Origin of the sequence: Paenibacillus sp. (genome assembly GCF_035645235.1) — a bacterium.
GTDB lineage: Bacteria > Bacillota > Bacilli > Paenibacillales > YIM-B00363 > Paenibacillus_AE.
The window spans coordinates 1-14,595 of the sequence record NZ_DASQMZ010000026.1 but is presented as its reverse complement, the minus strand read 5'-3'; the positions used below and the strand labels follow the sequence as shown (position 1 = coordinate 14,595).

Here is a 14,595-nt window from a genome sequence, read left to right as displayed (position 1 = left end):
GATCGTCGTGAGTCTGTGCGCCCGCCCGCGGCGGCCGGTATTTTCGGACGAACTGGGCAAGGGCACGGACGCAATCGCCCCCGAGTGTATACGTTATTGCGTGAAGCAAGCGAAGGACGGAGCGTCCGATTCGGAGGGAGAACATGGCGCACGAGACGACGGACATCGGAATTTTATTGGGCGAACGCGCGTACCGCGCGCTCGAGCGGCGCTCGGGGCGAAAGGCGGGCGGCAAAGGCGCCGAGCGCGGGGCGGACGAGCGCATTTCGCTCTACGAGCGGGCGGCGGCGGAGGCCGGGGCGAGGCCGATCTACTTCTCGCTGCGGCGGATGCGGCTCGCGAAGGGGACGATCGAAGGAATTCGGCGGACGAACGGGAGGTACGCCCGGGTTCGCACCGGTCTTCCGAGAGCGGTGCATAACCGCGCGTTCCCGGCGTCGTCGCGCGACCGCCAGGAGCTGAAGCGGCTGGCGCGGCGAGCGCAGGTGTTCAATCCTCGGCCGCGCATTCCGAAATACGAGGTTCACCGGCGGCTTCGCGCCCGATTCGACCGGTGGCTGCCGGAAACGAAGGCGTATTCGAAGGGCGCGCTGCTCGAATTGATGCGCCGGTACGGCGACGTCTTCGCAAAGCCGCAGCGCGGGAGCGTCGGGCGAGGCGTCGCGAGCGTCAAGCGGACCTCGTCCGGACGGTGGGACGTGCGGCTGCCTGGCGGGAAGCGCCGGCGGATGTCGTTCGCGTCGGCCGCGGCCGCGATCGACCGGCTCGCCCGGGGCAGGTCGTATATCGTTCAACGGGGCATCGAGCTGGCGCGCTGGCGGGGCCGGCCGTTCGACTTCCGCGTGTCGGTCCAACGGGACGGCACCGGGGAATGGCAGGTGACCGGCATGTTCGGTCGCGTCGCGAAGGCGGGGGGCCGCGTGACGAATCTCGGCCGCGGCGGCCGGGCGATGCGCGCCTCGGCGCTGCTGGGGCCGAGCTTCGCGAAACCGGGAGATGTTGCCGCCGCGATCGAGAGGCTGAGCCTCGACGTGGCCCGGTACGCGGGCGACCGGTGGCCGGGGCTGGCCGACCTCGGGCTCGACGTCGGCGTCGATGCCGGCGGGGCGCCGTACCTGATCGAGCTGAACTGCCGCGATCAGCGGTACGGGTTCGAGAAAGCGGGCATGCCGGCTGCGTTCCGCCGCACGTACGAAAATCCCGTTCGTTACGCGAAATTTCTCGCGGACGGGGGGCGTCCCCCGCGGACGCGAAGCGGGTCGAACGGGAATGCCTAGTACTTGAAGCCGGGTTTTGGTACAATGAGGAATGCCGCGTCGCATACCGCGGCATTCCATTCATTTCTACATAAAAAAGGAACGATGATATATGGCTAGGAAAGCTTGGACGAGGATCGCGATCGCTTGCGCGCTGGCCGCGGCGCCGCTCGCTTCGCCGTTCGGCCACGGGGGAGGCGGCGCCGCCGCGGCCGAGCAGCCCATCCGCATCGTATTCGACGGGGAGACGCTCGCCTTGGACGCAGCGCCGTTCATCCGCAACGGCACGACGTTCGTGCCGTTCCGCGCGCTGTTCGAACGGCTCGGCTTGACGGTCGGCTGGGACGCGGCGACGAAGACGGCGACCGGAACGGGAAGCGTGAACGTATCGCTTCGCGTCGGCAGCGTAACGGCGACCGTCGACGGGGAGACGAAGACGCTGCTCGAGCCGCCGGCGGTCGCGGGGGGCCGGACGTTCGTGCCGTTGCGCTTCGTGAGCGAGAACGCCGGCGCGACGGTCGGCTGGGACCAAGCGTCCCGTACGGTGACCGTGACGACCGGTCCGTCGATCGCGGAGCAGGAGGCGGCGGCAAGAGCGGCTTACGAGGGGTACGTCGCGGCGTCGAACCGGGAGGACGCGCGCGCCGCGCTACGCTGGGTCCATCCCGAATCTCCGCTGCGCACGGCGCTGAACGCGGCGATGGCCGACGCGTTCGCCCGTCGCGACGTCGAGACGACCATCGACTCGCTGGTCGTCGACGCCGTGCAGGGGGGCGTCGCGACGCTTTACGTTACCGAATCGAACGTGCGGACGAGCGGCGCGTACTACGTGGATAATCGGGTCGACGTGAAGGCGACGATGCGGACGACCGCCGCCGGCGCTTGGGCGCTGTACGACGTCGACGTGCTGGCGCAAGAGTGGCTTTCGCCGTTCGGCGCCGCCGCGCCCGATGCGGCGATTTCCCCCGAAGACGAGGAGGCGGCTCGGAATACGATTGCCGCATATATGGAAGCCTTAAATCAAGAGGATTTGCAAGGCGCCCTCACGGTCGTGCACCCCGATTCGCCGATGCGCGCCTCGACGGAATCGACGCTGCGCTGGATGTTCGACGCCTATGCGTTGTCGCATGAGCTCGAGACCGTTCGCGTGCTCGATCGTACGGCGGACGAGCTGTACGTGTATACCGTGCAAGCCCTTCGCAAGTCGGCCGGTCCGAAGCTGGCCGACGTACGGACCGAATCGATTCACACCCTTCGGCGGCTGCCTAACGGGCAGTGGCGTCTTTACTCCACGGTGCAGGGCGAGACGGAGACGTTGTCGATTCCGCAATAAGAGGATTAACGATTGACAAAGCGACTTGAAACTGGATATAATAAATTTTGTGTGTTTGAGGTGATGCTTCGTGAACGTCAATTTGCGCGAGCTTGCGCAGCGAGGTTCCCCCGTCGAATTGCGCGGGCGGTTGAGTGCGGAGGCTTCCGCGACCGGTCGCGAGGACATTCGAATCGTGGGCGGCATCGACGCGAGCTTGACCGCCAGATCCGAATCCGATACGGCGATCGTCGACGGCACGCTGTCGGCGGAGCTCGAGTTCGTCTGCTCGAAGTGTCTTCGAACCTCGAAGGAGAAGGCGGAGGTTCCGGTAACGGAGATGTTCACGTTGCAGCGCGGAATCGCCGAGCGGGACGACGACATTCATTTCGTCGAGGAGGAAGTCGTCGATCTGTCCCCGTACTTGCGCGAAGCGTTCGTCGTGCAGCTGCCGATGGCGGCCGTCTGCGGCGAAGCGTGCAAGGGGCTGTGTCCCGTCTGCGGCAAAGACCGGAACGCGGAAGCATGCGGCTGCGTTCAGGAGCGGCTCGATCCTCGATTCGCCGGTCTCAAAGATTTTTTCGATTCTTAAAAATTTGTGTCGTTACGCGTACACGCTCGCAAGGAGGTGGGAACATGGCAGTACCATTTGCAAAGACGTCGAAGATGCGCAAGAACAAGCGCCGGACTCACTTTAAGTTGGAAGTTCCGGGCATGGTGAAGTGCGATCACTGCGGCGAATTGAAGCTGGCCCATCACGTATGCGGAGTGTGCGGAACGTACAAATCCCGCGACATCGTGAAGCAAGGCTAATAGGCGCGACCGAGAAGCGGCCCGAATGTATTCGGGGCGCTTTTTTTGTTGCATGTTTTTGGGTAACTACTATATACTAGTATTATGACTAGGTACTAATCATTAACGGCATTCATGATTAACCTTGTATCGCGAGGGGGCGTTCGTCTTGGAGCGATTACCGAAACCCAAACGCCAGGAGCGGCTGGCGGAAACCTTAAAGACGAACCCGTTCGTCACGGACGAGGAGCTTGCCGCCGCTTTCGGCGTCAGTATCCAGACGATTCGGCTCGACCGGATGGAGCTCGGCATTCCCGAGGTTCGGGAAAGAATAAAGCAGATGGCCGCCGTCTCGCAATCGATCGTACGGTCGCTGCCCATGGACGAAGTGATCGGCGACGTCATCGACCTGCAGCTGGACAAGTCGGGCATCTCGATCCTTGAAATCGGCGGCGAGCACGTCTTTTCTCGCACCGGCATCGCGCGCGGCCATCACATCTTCGCGCAGGCGAATTCGCTGGCGGTCGCGCTCATCAACGACGAGGTCGCGCTGACCGCGTCCGCCGACATTCGGTACTTGCGATCGGTGCGCCTCGGCGAACGGTGCGTCGCGAAGGGGTACGTCAAGTCGGCGCCGGGCGATAAGGGGAAGGCGAAGGTCGAAATTTTTACGTATGTCGGGGACGATCTGGTGTTCCAAGGGCACTTCGTAGTTTATCGGTCGGGGAAGAAGGCCGAAACAGGAGGAGAATCGAGCGATGCGAATCGCCATTGACGCCTTCGGCGGCGACAACGCGCCGGAAGGCATCGTAGCGGGCGCCGTCGAGGCGGCGAAGGAATACGCGGATGCGCAGCTGATTTTGGTCGGGGACGAAGCGCGGATTCGCGCGCTGCTGGAGGCGAACGGCGCCGCGGGGCTTGCGAACGTAGCCGTGCGGCACGCGCCGGACGTCATCGCGGCCGACGAAGAGCCCGTGCGCGCCGTTCGGCGCAAGAAGGACGCTTCCATGGTCGTGGCGGCCGCCTTGGTGAAGGACGGCGAAGCGGACGCGGTCATCTCCGCAGGCAACACCGGCGCGTTGATGACGGCCGGGCTGCTCGTCGTCGGCCGGATGAAAGGCATCGAACGGCCGGCGCTGGCGCCGATGATCCCGACGATGGACGGCGTCGGCGTCCTGGCGCTCGATCTCGGCGCGAACATGGACGCGACGGCGGAGCAGCTGGCGCAGTACGCCGTGATGGGCAGCGTCTATCGGAGCAAGGTGCACGGCATCCGGGAGCCGCGCGTCGGCCTGCTCAACGTCGGCACGGAGCCCGGCAAGGGCAACGAGGTGACGAAGGCGGCGTATCCGCTGCTCGAAGCGGCGCCGATTCGGTTCGTCGGCAATGTCGAGGCGCGCGACGTGCTGAACGGCGTCTGCGACGTGCTCGTCTGCGACGGCTTCGTCGGCAACGTCATGCTGAAGTCGCTCGAAGGCACCGCGGCGGCGCTGTTCGGCGCGCTGAAGCAAGAATTTACGCGAAATACGATCAGCAAGCTGGCGGCGGCGATCTTAAAGCCGGGGCTGAAGAAATTTCGCGACAAGATGGATTACAAGGAAGTCGGCGCGGCGCCGATGCTGGGGCTCTCCGGCGTCGTCATGAAGAGCCACGGCTCGAGCGACGCGCGCGCGATCAAGAATGCAGTGAAGCAGACGGTGTCCGCGCTGCGCTCGGACGTCGTCGGCACGATCCACGCGGAGCTGGGGAAAGGGGAATGACTTCATGAGGATGGGCAGACCGGTCGGCATCGTCGGCACGGGACACTACGTGCCGGAGAAGGTGCTCACGAACGCGGATTTGGAAGCGATAGTGGAGACGAACGACGAGTGGATCGTCACCCGCACGGGAATTAAGGAGCGGCGCATCGCCGCCGAGCACGAGGCGACGTCGGATCTCGCGTACGAGGCGTCGGTCGCGGCGCTGAAGAGCGCAGGCATCTCGGCGGAGCAGCTGGGCCTCATTATCGTCGCGACGATGACGCCGGACGTGATGTGTCCTTCGACGGCGTGCATTTTGCAAGAGAAGCTCGGCGCGAAGAAGGCGGCCGCGTTCGATCTCGTCGCGGCATGCTCTGGCTTCGTATACGGCCTTGCGAACGGGGCGAATTTCGTCGCTTCCGGCATGTACGACTACGTGCTCGTCGTCGGCGCCGAGGTGCTCTCCCGAGTTACCGATTACACCGACCGCAATACGTGCGTCCTGTTCGGCGACGGCGCGGGCGCCGTCGTGCTCGGGGTCACGGAGGAAGGTCGCGGCTTCGAAGCGTTCGAGCTCGGCGCGGACGGCGCCGGCGGCCCGCTCTTGCGCGGCGGCTGCGTCGGCGGCTCCCGTTACCCGAACGCAGATTGCCTGCCGGAGGGTGTCACGCACCATATTTGGCAGAACGGGCGCGAGGTGTTTAAGTTCGCGGTGCGGATCATGGACAGCTTGACGGAGAGCGTGCTCGCGAAGGCGGGCAAGTCGAAGCGGGACATTAACCTGCTCGTGCCGCATCAGGCGAATATCCGCATCATTCAAGCGGCGATGGAGAAGCTCGAGCTGACCGAGAACGAGGTCATGATCAACGTCGACCGGTACGGCAACATCTCGGCGGCGACGATTCCGATCGCGCTGTCCGAGGCGGTGGAGGCCGGAAGGGTCAAGCAGGGCGACACGATCGTGCTCGTCGGCTTCGGCGGCGGCCTCACCTGGGGCGGCGCGGTGCTGACGTGGTGACGGCGGAGCGGACGCTTCGGCGCCAACAACGCAAGAGTTAAGGGACAGGAGGACACGTACGATGGGCAAAATCGCATTCGTCTTCCCCGGCCAAGGCGCGCAAGCGGTCGGCATGGGGAAAGACGCATTACACATCCCCGCCGTGAAGGCGTTATTCGAGGGCGCCGACGAAGCGGTCGGGTACGCGCTGTCGGACATCGTTTTCGAAGGGCCGGAGGAGGCGCTCAAGAGCACGGCGAACACGCAGCCCGCCCTGCTGACGACGAGCCTCGCTTACCTTGAGGCGTTCCGCGAAGCGGGCGGCGCGAAGCTCGCGCCGGATTACGTCGCGGGGCACAGCCTCGGCGAATGGACGGCGCTGGCGGCCGCCGGCGCGCTCACGCCCGCGGCGGCGGCGAAGCTCGTCCATCTGCGGGGGCGCTTCATGGAAGAAGCGGTTCCCGGCGGACGCGGCGCGATGGCGGCCGTGCTCGGCGCGGAGCGCGAGGCGCTCCGCGCGCTGTGCGAAACGGTCAGCGCCGAGGCGGGGCGCGTCGAGCTCGCGAACGTCAATTGCCCCGGGCAAATCGTCGTCTCCGGCACGCGCGAGGGCGTCGATGCGGTGGTGCAGCGGGGCAAGGAAGCAGGCGCGAAGCGCGTCATTCCGCTCGAGGTAAGCGGGCCGTTCCATTCCTCGCTCATGCAGCCGGCGGCGGACCGCCTCGAGGCGCTGCTGCGGGAGACGCCTCTCGCGGCGCCGGCGGTGCCGCTCGTCGCGAACGTGACGGCCGACGTCGCGAGCGACCCGGAAGCGATCCGCAGCTTGCTTGTAAGGCAAGTATGCGCGCCCGTGCTTTGGGAGGACAGCGTGCATCGGCTCGTCGCGCTCGGCGTCGATACGTTCGTCGAGTTCGGTCCGGGCGCCGTGCTCAGCGGTCTCATCAAGAAAATCAACAAAGACGTGCGCCTCGTGACGGTCAATAGCGCGGAGGCGGCCGCGGCCGCCGTGCCGGCGCTGCTGTGACGGAACAAACAAGCGGAACGAAGGAGGAGTCGGAACATGCTGGAAGGCAAGGTGGCGCTCGTCACCGGCGCGTCCCGCGGCATCGGCCGGGCGATCGCGCTCGAGCTGGCGAAGCACGGCGCGGACGTCGTCGTCAACTACGCCGGCAACGAAGCGGCGGCGCTCGCGGTCGTCGCCGAGATCGAGGCGATGGGCCGCGCGGCGGCGGCGGTCAAGTGCAACGTCGCGTCGGCGGCGGAGGTGGACGCGATGGTCGCCGGAGCGATCGAACGATTCGGGAAGATCGACATACTCGTCAACAATGCGGGCATTACCCGCGACAATTTGTTGATGCGGATGAAGGAAGAGGAGTTCGACGAGGTCATCGACACGAACCTCAAGGGCGTCTTCAACTGCATCAAGGCGGTCACCCGTCCGATGATGAAGCAGCGTAGCGGGCGCATCGTCAACATCTCCTCCGTCGTAGGGGCGATGGGCAATCCAGGGCAGGCGAATTACGTCGCCGCCAAGGCCGGCGTCATCGGCATGACGAAGTCGGTCGCGAGGGAGCTGGCGTCGCGCGGCATTACGGTCAATTGCGTCGCGCCGGGCTTCATCGAAACCGACATGACCGACAAGCTGACGCCGGAGCTGAAGGACGCGATGCTCAAGCAAATTCCGCTCGGCACCCTCGGCGCGCCGGAGCAAATCGCCCGGGTCGTTCGGTTCCTCGCTTCCGACGAATCGTCGTATATGACGGGCCAGACGCTGCACGTCGACGGCGGCATGTACATGTAAGTCATGCAAGATATGGCTTTTTGCTTGTCCGTCTCGTATAATACCAAGTGAGGAGGTGAACCGGATGTCCGACGTATTGGATCGCGTGAAGAAAATTATCGTCGACCGCCTTGGCGTAGACGAGGCTGAAGTAACTCTTGAAGCTTCTTTCAAGGAGGACTTGGGCGCCGACTCGCTTGACGTCGTCGAATTGGTTATGGAGCTGGAAGATGAGTTCGATATGGAAATCTCCGATGAAGATGCGGAGAAAATCACTACGGTAGGCGAAGTAGTGAATTACATACAAGCTCATACGTAATTAAAGCGGAAACAAACCAAGGTCCCGTTTCTTCCGGAAGCGGGACTTCTCCACATCTATCGAACGCGGCGCGTCCGCGTTATGACATAGCGAGGCCTAATTACCATTATCGTGAGACGTCGAGGTGGGTCATGATGAAGCATAGAGTCGTTATTACGGGCATGAGCGCGATTACGTCGCTCGGCCGCGATTTGGATACGTTTTGGAACAACCTGATGGAAGGCAAGTCGGGCGTGTCGGCGATCGAATCGTTCGACGTCGGCGAATACCCGACCCGCATCGCCGCGGAAATCAAGGACTGGGATCCGGAGGCGTACATGGACCGCAAGGAAGCGCGCCGGATGGACCGGTACGTGCAGTTCGCGGTGGCGGCGGCCGAGCTGGCGCTGAAGGACGCGAACTTGTCGGTGCGTGACGATACCGATCCGGAGCGCGTAGGCGTATACATCGGTTCGGGCATCGGCGGCCTCGGCACGTTCGAAGAGCAGTATAGGACGTTACTCGAAAAGGGTCCGAAACGGGTGTCCCCGTTCTTCATCCCGATGATGATCGCCAACATGGCGTCGGGCCACGTTTCGATTCTCACCGGCGCGAAGGGGCCGAACTCGACGACGGTGACCGCCTGCGCGACGGGCACGCACACGATCGGCGATTCGTTCCGCCTCCTGCAAAACGGCGAGACGGACGTCATGATTTGCGGCGGCGCGGAGGCGACGATCCGGCCGACGGGGCTCGCGGGCTTCTGCTCGATGCGGGCGATGTCGACGCGCAACGACGAGCCGGAGCGCGCGAGCCGGCCGTTCGACGTCGGCCGGGACGGCTTCGTCATGGGCGAGGGCGCGGGCGTGCTCATACTCGAGACGCTCGAGCACGCGCAAAAGCGCGGCGCTCGCATCTACGGCGAAGTGGTCGGCTACGGCATGAGCGGCGACGCGCATCACATGACGGAGCCGGATCCGAACGGCGCGGCCCGCTGCATGAAGAAGGCGCTCGCGGACGCCGGGCTCGCCCCGGAGGACGTCGACTACATTAACGCGCACGGCACGTCGACGCCGGTCGGCGACGTCTCCGAGACGACCGCGATTAAGACGGCGTTCGGCGATCATGCGTATAAGCTGGCGGTTTCGTCGACGAAGTCGATGACGGGCCATCTGCTCGGCGCGGCCGGCGGCGTCGAGGCGGTCATCTGCGCGCTCGCGCTGACGCGCGGCAAGCTGCCGCCGACGATTAACCTCGACGAACAAGATCCGGCGTGCGACCTCGATTACGTGCCGAACGTCCCGCGGGAGCAGGCGATTCGCGTGGCGCTGTCGAACTCGTTCGGCTTCGGCGGCCATAACGCGACGATCATTATGCGCAAGTACGAAGAGGCGTAGGCGGAATCGGCATGAGCGATTTCTCCGCGCTGGAGCGCCAATTGAACATTACCTTCCGGAACGCTTCGCTCTTACGCGAGGCGTTCACCCATTCTTCCTACGTGAACGAGCATAAAGACGCGACGCACAACGAGCGTATCGAGTTTCTGGGGGACGCGGTGCTCCAGCTCGCCGTCTCCCAGCATCTGTACCGGGTGTATCCGGCGTGGCCCGAAGGCAAGCTGACGTTCGTGCGCGCCGCCATCGTCCGCGAGCAGGCGCTCAGCAAGCTGGCGAAGCAGCTGTCGTTCGGCGAGTACCTGCGCCTCGGCCGCGGCGAAGACTTGTCCGGCGGCCGGGAGCGCCCGTCGCTGCTGGCGGACGCGTTCGAAGCGTTCGTCGGCGCGCTGTATCTCGACGCGGGCTGGGACGCCGTTATCGACTTCTTGTCGGCGCATATGTTCCCCGAAATCGAGGCATACGTCGAGCGGGGCGTCATCGACGCCAAGTCGCGGCTGCACGAGCGGGCGCATCGGCTGTCGCTGGAGGCCGTCGAGTACGTCGTCGTCGACACGCGCGGCCCCGCCAACGATCGGGAGTTCGTCATCGAAGCGCGCATCGGCGGCGAGACGTACGGCTCGGGCACGGGGCGAACGAAGAAGGAAGCGGAGCAGGAAGCCGCGGCGGAGGCGCTGCGGCGGTTGGATACGTAGTCCGGCGGCGGCCGGAACGAACGGGAAGGCGAGACGCGGGAAGCCGGCGGCGGGCGTGCAGGACGCTCGCTTCGGGCGGCCGGGCGGCTCGTCTTTTTTGCTCTGCGAGATCGTCGCGGATTGTGCTACAATAGGCTGGGGTGATTCCACTTGTTTCTTAAAAGACTAGAACTTGCGGGCTTTAAATCGTTCGCCGACCGGACGGAGCTCGAATTCGTCTCCGGTATTACGGCGGTCGTCGGGCCGAACGGCAGCGGCAAGAGCAACATCTCGGACTCGATCCGTTGGGTGCTCGGCGAACAGAGCGCGAAGAGCCTGCGGGGCGGCAATATGCAGGACATTATCTTCGCCGGCAGCGATTCGCGCAAGGCGGTCAATTTCAGCGAGGTGTCGCTGACGCTGGACAACGGCGACAACGCGCTCGCGCTCGACTTCAGCGAAGTGACGGTCACCCGCCGGCTGCACCGCAGCGGAGAGAGCGAATATTTCATCAACAAGCAGCCGTGCCGTCTGAAGGACATCACCGAGCTGTTCATGGACACGGGCATCGGGAAAGAAGCGTACTCGATTATCGGACAAGGGCGAATCGAAGAGATCCTCAGCACGCGGTCGGAGGATCGCAGGGCCATTTTCGAGGAAGCGTCCGGCATCGTCAAATATAAGTCAAGGAAACGAGAGGCGACGAAGCGGCTCGAGGAGACGGAGGCGAATCTCGTCCGGATCCACGATTTGGCCTCGGAGCTGGAGGACCAGCTGGAGCCGCTCAAGAAACAGTCCGCCAAAGCGGTGGAATTCAAGCGGTTGAAGGAGCTGTTAAAGTCCCGGGAAATTTCGCTGTACGTGCACGGCATCGGGGAGCTGCACCGGACGTGGACGGAAGCGACGGCGGCCCTGGCGCGCCTTCGCGACGAGGAGCTGCGGCTCTCGGCGGTCGTCTCGGCGCACGACGCGGAGCTGGAGGGGCAGCGCCTCGCCCTTCGCAGGCTGGACGAGACGCTGGAAACGCTGCAAACCGAGCTGTTACATACGAGCGAGGAGCTCGAGAAGACGATCAGCGCGGCCGAGGTGCTCAAGGAACGAAAGAAGCATGCGGAGGAAAACGTCGAGACGCAGCGCGAATCCGCCCGCACGCTGCTGCGCAAGGTCGAGGAGCGCGGCGCGGAGGCGTCGGGTCTCCGGGAGCAAAACGACGCGCTTGCGAAGGAGCTGAACGAGCTGAACCGGCGCATCCGGCTCGAGGAGGAACGGCTGCTCGCCGAGGCGGGCGGCGCGACCTTCGAGGCGGAGGAGCGGCTCAAGGCCGAGCTGCTGGACAAGCTGAACGAGCTGGCGTCCGCCCGGAACGAGCTGAAATACGTGGATGCGCAGTCCGAGCAATACGGGCGCCGCACCGCGCGGCTCGCGGAGGAGCGCGCGAAGGCGGCGGTGCGCGCGAAGGAGCTCGAGGCGTGCCGCGAGGACTGGCTGTCCCGATTGGAAAGCTTGAAGGCCCAAATCGAGGGCGAGCGCAACCGGTACATGGAGCTGAGCCAGCTCATCCACGAGAAGCAAGGGCTGCTCGAGGAGACGCAATCGACGGTGCGCAAGTGGGAGCAGAAGGTCGACGCGCTCGTCTCGCGGAAGCAGACGATTCAAGACCTGCAAGACGACTACGACGGCTTCGCGCTCGGCGTGCGCGAGGTGCTCAAGGCGAAGCAGAAGTCTAACTTGCACGGCATCCGCGGCGCGGTGGCGGAGCTCATCCGCGTGCCGGGGGCGTACGAGCAAGCGATCGAGACGTCGCTCGGCGCGGCGGTGCAGCATATCGTCGTCGAGAACGAGGCGCGGGCGCGCGAGGCGATTCAATATTTGAAGTCGCGTCAGCTCGGCCGGGCGACGTTCTTGCCGCTCGACGTCATTAAGCCGCGCTCGATTCCGGAAGGCGAACGCCGCGCGGCGTCCGCCGCGGACGGCTTCGTCGGCGTCGCCGCGGAGCTCGTCTCGTTTGATGCGCCGTACGCGGCGATCGTGCAAAGCCTCCTCGGCAACGTCGTCGTCGCGGAGACGCTCGAGCACGCGAACCGAATCGCGGCGAAGCTGCAATACCGGTACCGCGTCGTGACGCTCGAAGGCGACGTCGTGAACGCCGGCGGCTCGATGACAGGCGGCAGCCTGCAGAAGAAGAACGTCTCACTTCTCGGACGGAGCCGGCAGATCGACGAGCTGACGAAGGAGATCGAGGCCGCCGAGGGCAATATCGCGAAGCTGCGCGAATCGGTGGACGCCGTGCGCGCGGATGCGGCCGCGGCGCAGAAGCAGCTCGAGGCGTGCCGCGACGCGGGCGAGAAGAAGCGCGGGGAAGAAACCGTGGCGAAGGCGGAGCTGAACCGGATCGACTCGGAGCTGCGCGGCGCGAAGGAGCAGCTGTCGATCTTGGACGAGGACGCGGCGGCGCTTGAGCGCGAAGCGGCGGACGAGCAGGAGAAGCGGGTCGAGCTCGGGGAGCGCATCGCGCGGCTCGCCGCGGAAGAGCTCGCGCTGACGGAGGCGATCCGGGAAGCGGAGTCGCTGCGGAAGGCGGCGCAATCGGCGAAGGAAGAGACGCAGCAGCAGCTTACCGATTGGAAGGTGAAGGCGGCGGCGGTCGCGCAGGACAAGATGGCGATTGCTTCGCAGCTGTCGCGCCTCGGCATCGACGTCGACGCGCTGGAAGCCGAGCGCGAAGCCGCGCTCGCCGCGGAAGCGCGCCTTGCGGAGGAGCTCGCCGGGTACGAGCGTGAGCTGACCGAACGGACGGAGCAGGCGAACGCGCTGCGCATCAAGAAGGATCGCTGCGCCGAGGCGCTGGACTTCGCGAGGGCGGAGCGGGCCGAAAAGACCGCCGCGCTCGAGCGCGAGGAGAACGCCACGCGCGAGGAGCGTAACCGGCTGCGCGCCCTCGAGGAGCAAACGCGGCAGACGGATATTCGGGTGAACCGGCTGGACGTCGAGCTGGAGAGCCTCCTGCGCAAGCTGTCCGAGGATTACGAGCTGAGCTACGAGCTGGCGAAGGAACGCTACGCGGTGCCGGACGACGTGCCCGCCGTCCAGGACGAGGTGCGGGATCTCAAACGCGCCGTCGCCGCGCTCGGCGAAGTGAACCTCGGCGCCATCGAGGAATACGCCCGCGTCTCGGAGCGGTACGAATTCCTCTCCGGGCAGAAGAACGACTTGATCGAGGCGAAGACGACGCTGTACGGCGTAATTAAGGAAATCGAGGACGAAATGTCGAAGCGGTTCCTGCAGTCGTTCCAAGCGATCCGCGAGCAATTCACGGACGTGTTTTCGCGCTTGTTCGGCGGCGGTCGGGCGGATCTCGTGCTGTCGGAGCCGAACAATTTGCTCGAGACGGGTATCGAGATCGTCGCGCAGCCGCCGGGCAAGAAGCTGCAAAACCTGCAGCTGCTCTCGGGCGGCGAGCGGGCGCTGACGGCGATCGCGCTGCTGTTCGCGATTCTCCGCATTAAGCCGGTGCCGTTCTGCGTGCTCGACGAGGTCGAGGCGGCGCTCGACGAGGCGAACGTGGCGCGCTTCGCGCAATATTTGCGCGAATTCTCGATGCATACGCAGTTTATCGTCGTGACGCACCGCAAGGGCACGATGGAGGAAGCGGACGTGCTGTACGGCGTCACGATGGAAGAAGGCGGCGTATCGAAGCTCGTCTCGGTGCGCCTCGACCAAGACGAACAGCCGATGACGGCGTAAGGAGCGTGAAATACGACCGATGAGCTTTTTCAAACGGTTGCGCGAAAGCATCTCCTCGAAAGCCGAGGAGGTCACGAATAAATTTAAAGAAGGGCTGTCCAAGACGCGCGAAGCGTTCGTCGGCCGCGTGGAGGATTTGTTTTCCCGGCGGAAGAAGATCGACGAGGCGTTCTACGAGGAGCTCGAGGAAATTTTAATCGGCGCCGACGTCGGCGTGAACACCGTGCTTACGCTGATCGACGAGCTGCGGACGGAAGTGCGCAAACGCAAAATCGAGGACCCGGCCGAGCTGCGGCCCGTGCTGTCGGAGAAGCTCGTCGCCCTCCTCGAGAGCGGCGGAGAGGAAGCGCAGCGGCTGCGGACCGCGGAGCAGGGTCTTACGATTTACTTAATCGTAGGCGTGAACGGCGTCGGCAAGACGACAACGATCGGCAAGCTGGCGCATCGGCTCAAGAAGGACGGCAAGTCGGTGCTGCTGGCGGCGGGCGATACGTTCCGCGCGGCGGCCATCGAGCAGCTCGAGGTGTGGGGGCAGCGCGCCGGCGTCGACGTTATTCGCCAAGGCCAGGGCGCCGACCCGGCCGCGGTCATCTTCGACGCGGTGCATGC

General features: G+C 64.9%; 14 protein-coding genes. All 14 read left to right on the top strand.

What is annotated here, in order from left to right:
• Positions 1-143: 143 nt before the first annotated feature.
• On the top strand, positions 144-1,277 hold the full coding sequence (locus tag VEZ38_RS02450) for a YheC/YheD family protein (protein ID WP_324891602.1): 1,134 nt from the start codon (positions 144-146) through the stop codon (positions 1,275-1,277).
• A gap of 91 nt (positions 1,278-1,368) precedes the next feature.
• On the top strand, positions 1,369-2,589 hold the full coding sequence (locus VEZ38_RS02445; RefSeq protein WP_324891600.1) for a copper amine oxidase N-terminal domain-containing protein: 1,221 nt from the start codon (positions 1,369-1,371) through the stop codon (positions 2,587-2,589).
• A 70-nt stretch (positions 2,590-2,659) separates the two neighbouring features.
• A complete protein-coding gene (locus VEZ38_RS02440; RefSeq protein ID WP_324891598.1) occupies positions 2,660-3,160 on the top strand; it encodes a YceD family protein in 501 nt (166 codons plus the stop codon).
• A 44-nt stretch (positions 3,161-3,204) separates the two neighbouring features.
• On the top strand, positions 3,205-3,381 hold the full coding sequence (rpmF, locus tag VEZ38_RS02435; protein ID WP_138196712.1) for a 50S ribosomal protein L32: 177 nt from the start codon (positions 3,205-3,207) through the stop codon (positions 3,379-3,381).
• Between the two features lie 148 nt (positions 3,382-3,529).
• Positions 3,530-4,135, top strand: coding sequence for a transcription factor FapR (gene fapR, locus VEZ38_RS02430; protein WP_324891596.1), 606 nt, complete (start codon positions 3,530-3,532; stop codon positions 4,133-4,135).
• Positions 4,119-5,120 carry a phosphate acyltransferase PlsX gene (gene plsX / locus VEZ38_RS02425; RefSeq protein ID WP_324891594.1) on the top strand — a complete coding sequence of 334 codons (1,002 nt, stop codon included), beginning with the start codon at positions 4,119-4,121 and terminating at the stop codon, positions 5,118-5,120. Before fapR ends, plsX begins: the two co-directional genes overlap by 17 nt.
• A 4-nt stretch (positions 5,121-5,124) precedes the next feature.
• Positions 5,125-6,117, top strand: coding sequence for a beta-ketoacyl-ACP synthase III (locus tag VEZ38_RS02420; protein ID WP_324891591.1), 993 nt, complete (start codon positions 5,125-5,127; stop codon positions 6,115-6,117).
• A 61-nt stretch (positions 6,118-6,178) separates the two neighbouring features.
• Entirely contained in the window at positions 6,179-7,120 is a 942-nt protein-coding gene (fabD, locus tag VEZ38_RS02415) for an ACP S-malonyltransferase (protein WP_324891589.1), read from the top strand.
• A gap of 36 nt (positions 7,121-7,156) precedes the next feature.
• Positions 7,157-7,897: a 3-oxoacyl-[acyl-carrier-protein] reductase gene (gene fabG / locus VEZ38_RS02410; RefSeq protein ID WP_324891588.1), complete on the top strand. Its 741-nt coding sequence runs from the start codon at positions 7,157-7,159 to the stop codon at positions 7,895-7,897.
• Positions 7,898-7,961: 64 nt separating this feature from the next.
• Positions 7,962-8,195 carry an acyl carrier protein gene (acpP, locus tag VEZ38_RS02405; RefSeq protein ID WP_138196707.1) on the top strand — a complete coding sequence of 78 codons (234 nt, stop codon included), beginning with the start codon at positions 7,962-7,964 and terminating at the stop codon, positions 8,193-8,195.
• Positions 8,196-8,329: 134 nt separating this feature from the next.
• Complete coding sequence (fabF, locus tag VEZ38_RS02400) at positions 8,330-9,571, top strand: beta-ketoacyl-ACP synthase II (protein WP_324891632.1); 1,242 nt, start codon at positions 8,330-8,332, stop codon at positions 9,569-9,571.
• A gap of 11 nt (positions 9,572-9,582) precedes the next feature.
• Positions 9,583-10,263, top strand: a complete 681-nt coding sequence (gene rnc, locus VEZ38_RS02395; RefSeq protein WP_324891585.1) for a ribonuclease III — start codon at positions 9,583-9,585, stop codon at positions 10,261-10,263.
• Between the two features lie 150 nt (positions 10,264-10,413).
• Positions 10,414-13,986: a chromosome segregation protein SMC gene (gene smc, locus VEZ38_RS02390; RefSeq protein ID WP_324891583.1), complete on the top strand. Its 3,573-nt coding sequence runs from the start codon at positions 10,414-10,416 to the stop codon at positions 13,984-13,986.
• A 19-nt stretch (positions 13,987-14,005) separates the two neighbouring features.
• Positions 14,006-14,595, top strand: a 590-nt coding sequence (locus VEZ38_RS02385; RefSeq protein ID WP_324891581.1) for a signal recognition particle receptor subunit alpha, incomplete at its 3' end; no start/stop codon positions are given.

Bases quoted from the DNA above. Each gene is read 5' to 3' on its own strand.
- fabG (WP_324891588.1), top strand. From the start codon at position 7,157: ATGCTGGAAGGCAAGGTGGCGCTCGTCACCGGCGCGTCCCGCGGCATC.
- rpmF (WP_138196712.1), top strand. From the start codon at position 3,205: ATGGCAGTACCATTTGCAAAGACGTCGAAGATGCGCAAGAACAAGCGC.
- fabF (WP_324891632.1), top strand. From the start codon at position 8,330: ATGAAGCATAGAGTCGTTATTACGGGCATGAGCGCGATTACGTCGCTC.
- VEZ38_RS02420 (WP_324891591.1), top strand. From the start codon at position 5,125: ATGAGGATGGGCAGACCGGTCGGCATCGTCGGCACGGGACACTACGTG.
- rnc (WP_324891585.1), top strand. From the start codon at position 9,583: ATGAGCGATTTCTCCGCGCTGGAGCGCCAATTGAACATTACCTTCCGG.
- plsX (WP_324891594.1), top strand. From the start codon at position 4,119: ATGCGAATCGCCATTGACGCCTTCGGCGGCGACAACGCGCCGGAAGGC.
- VEZ38_RS02445 (WP_324891600.1), top strand. From the start codon at position 1,369: ATGGCTAGGAAAGCTTGGACGAGGATCGCGATCGCTTGCGCGCTGGCC.
- fabD (WP_324891589.1), top strand. From the start codon at position 6,179: ATGGGCAAAATCGCATTCGTCTTCCCCGGCCAAGGCGCGCAAGCGGTC.
- acpP (WP_138196707.1), top strand. From the start codon at position 7,962: ATGTCCGACGTATTGGATCGCGTGAAGAAAATTATCGTCGACCGCCTT.
- VEZ38_RS02450 (WP_324891602.1), top strand. From the start codon at position 144: ATGGCGCACGAGACGACGGACATCGGAATTTTATTGGGCGAACGCGCG.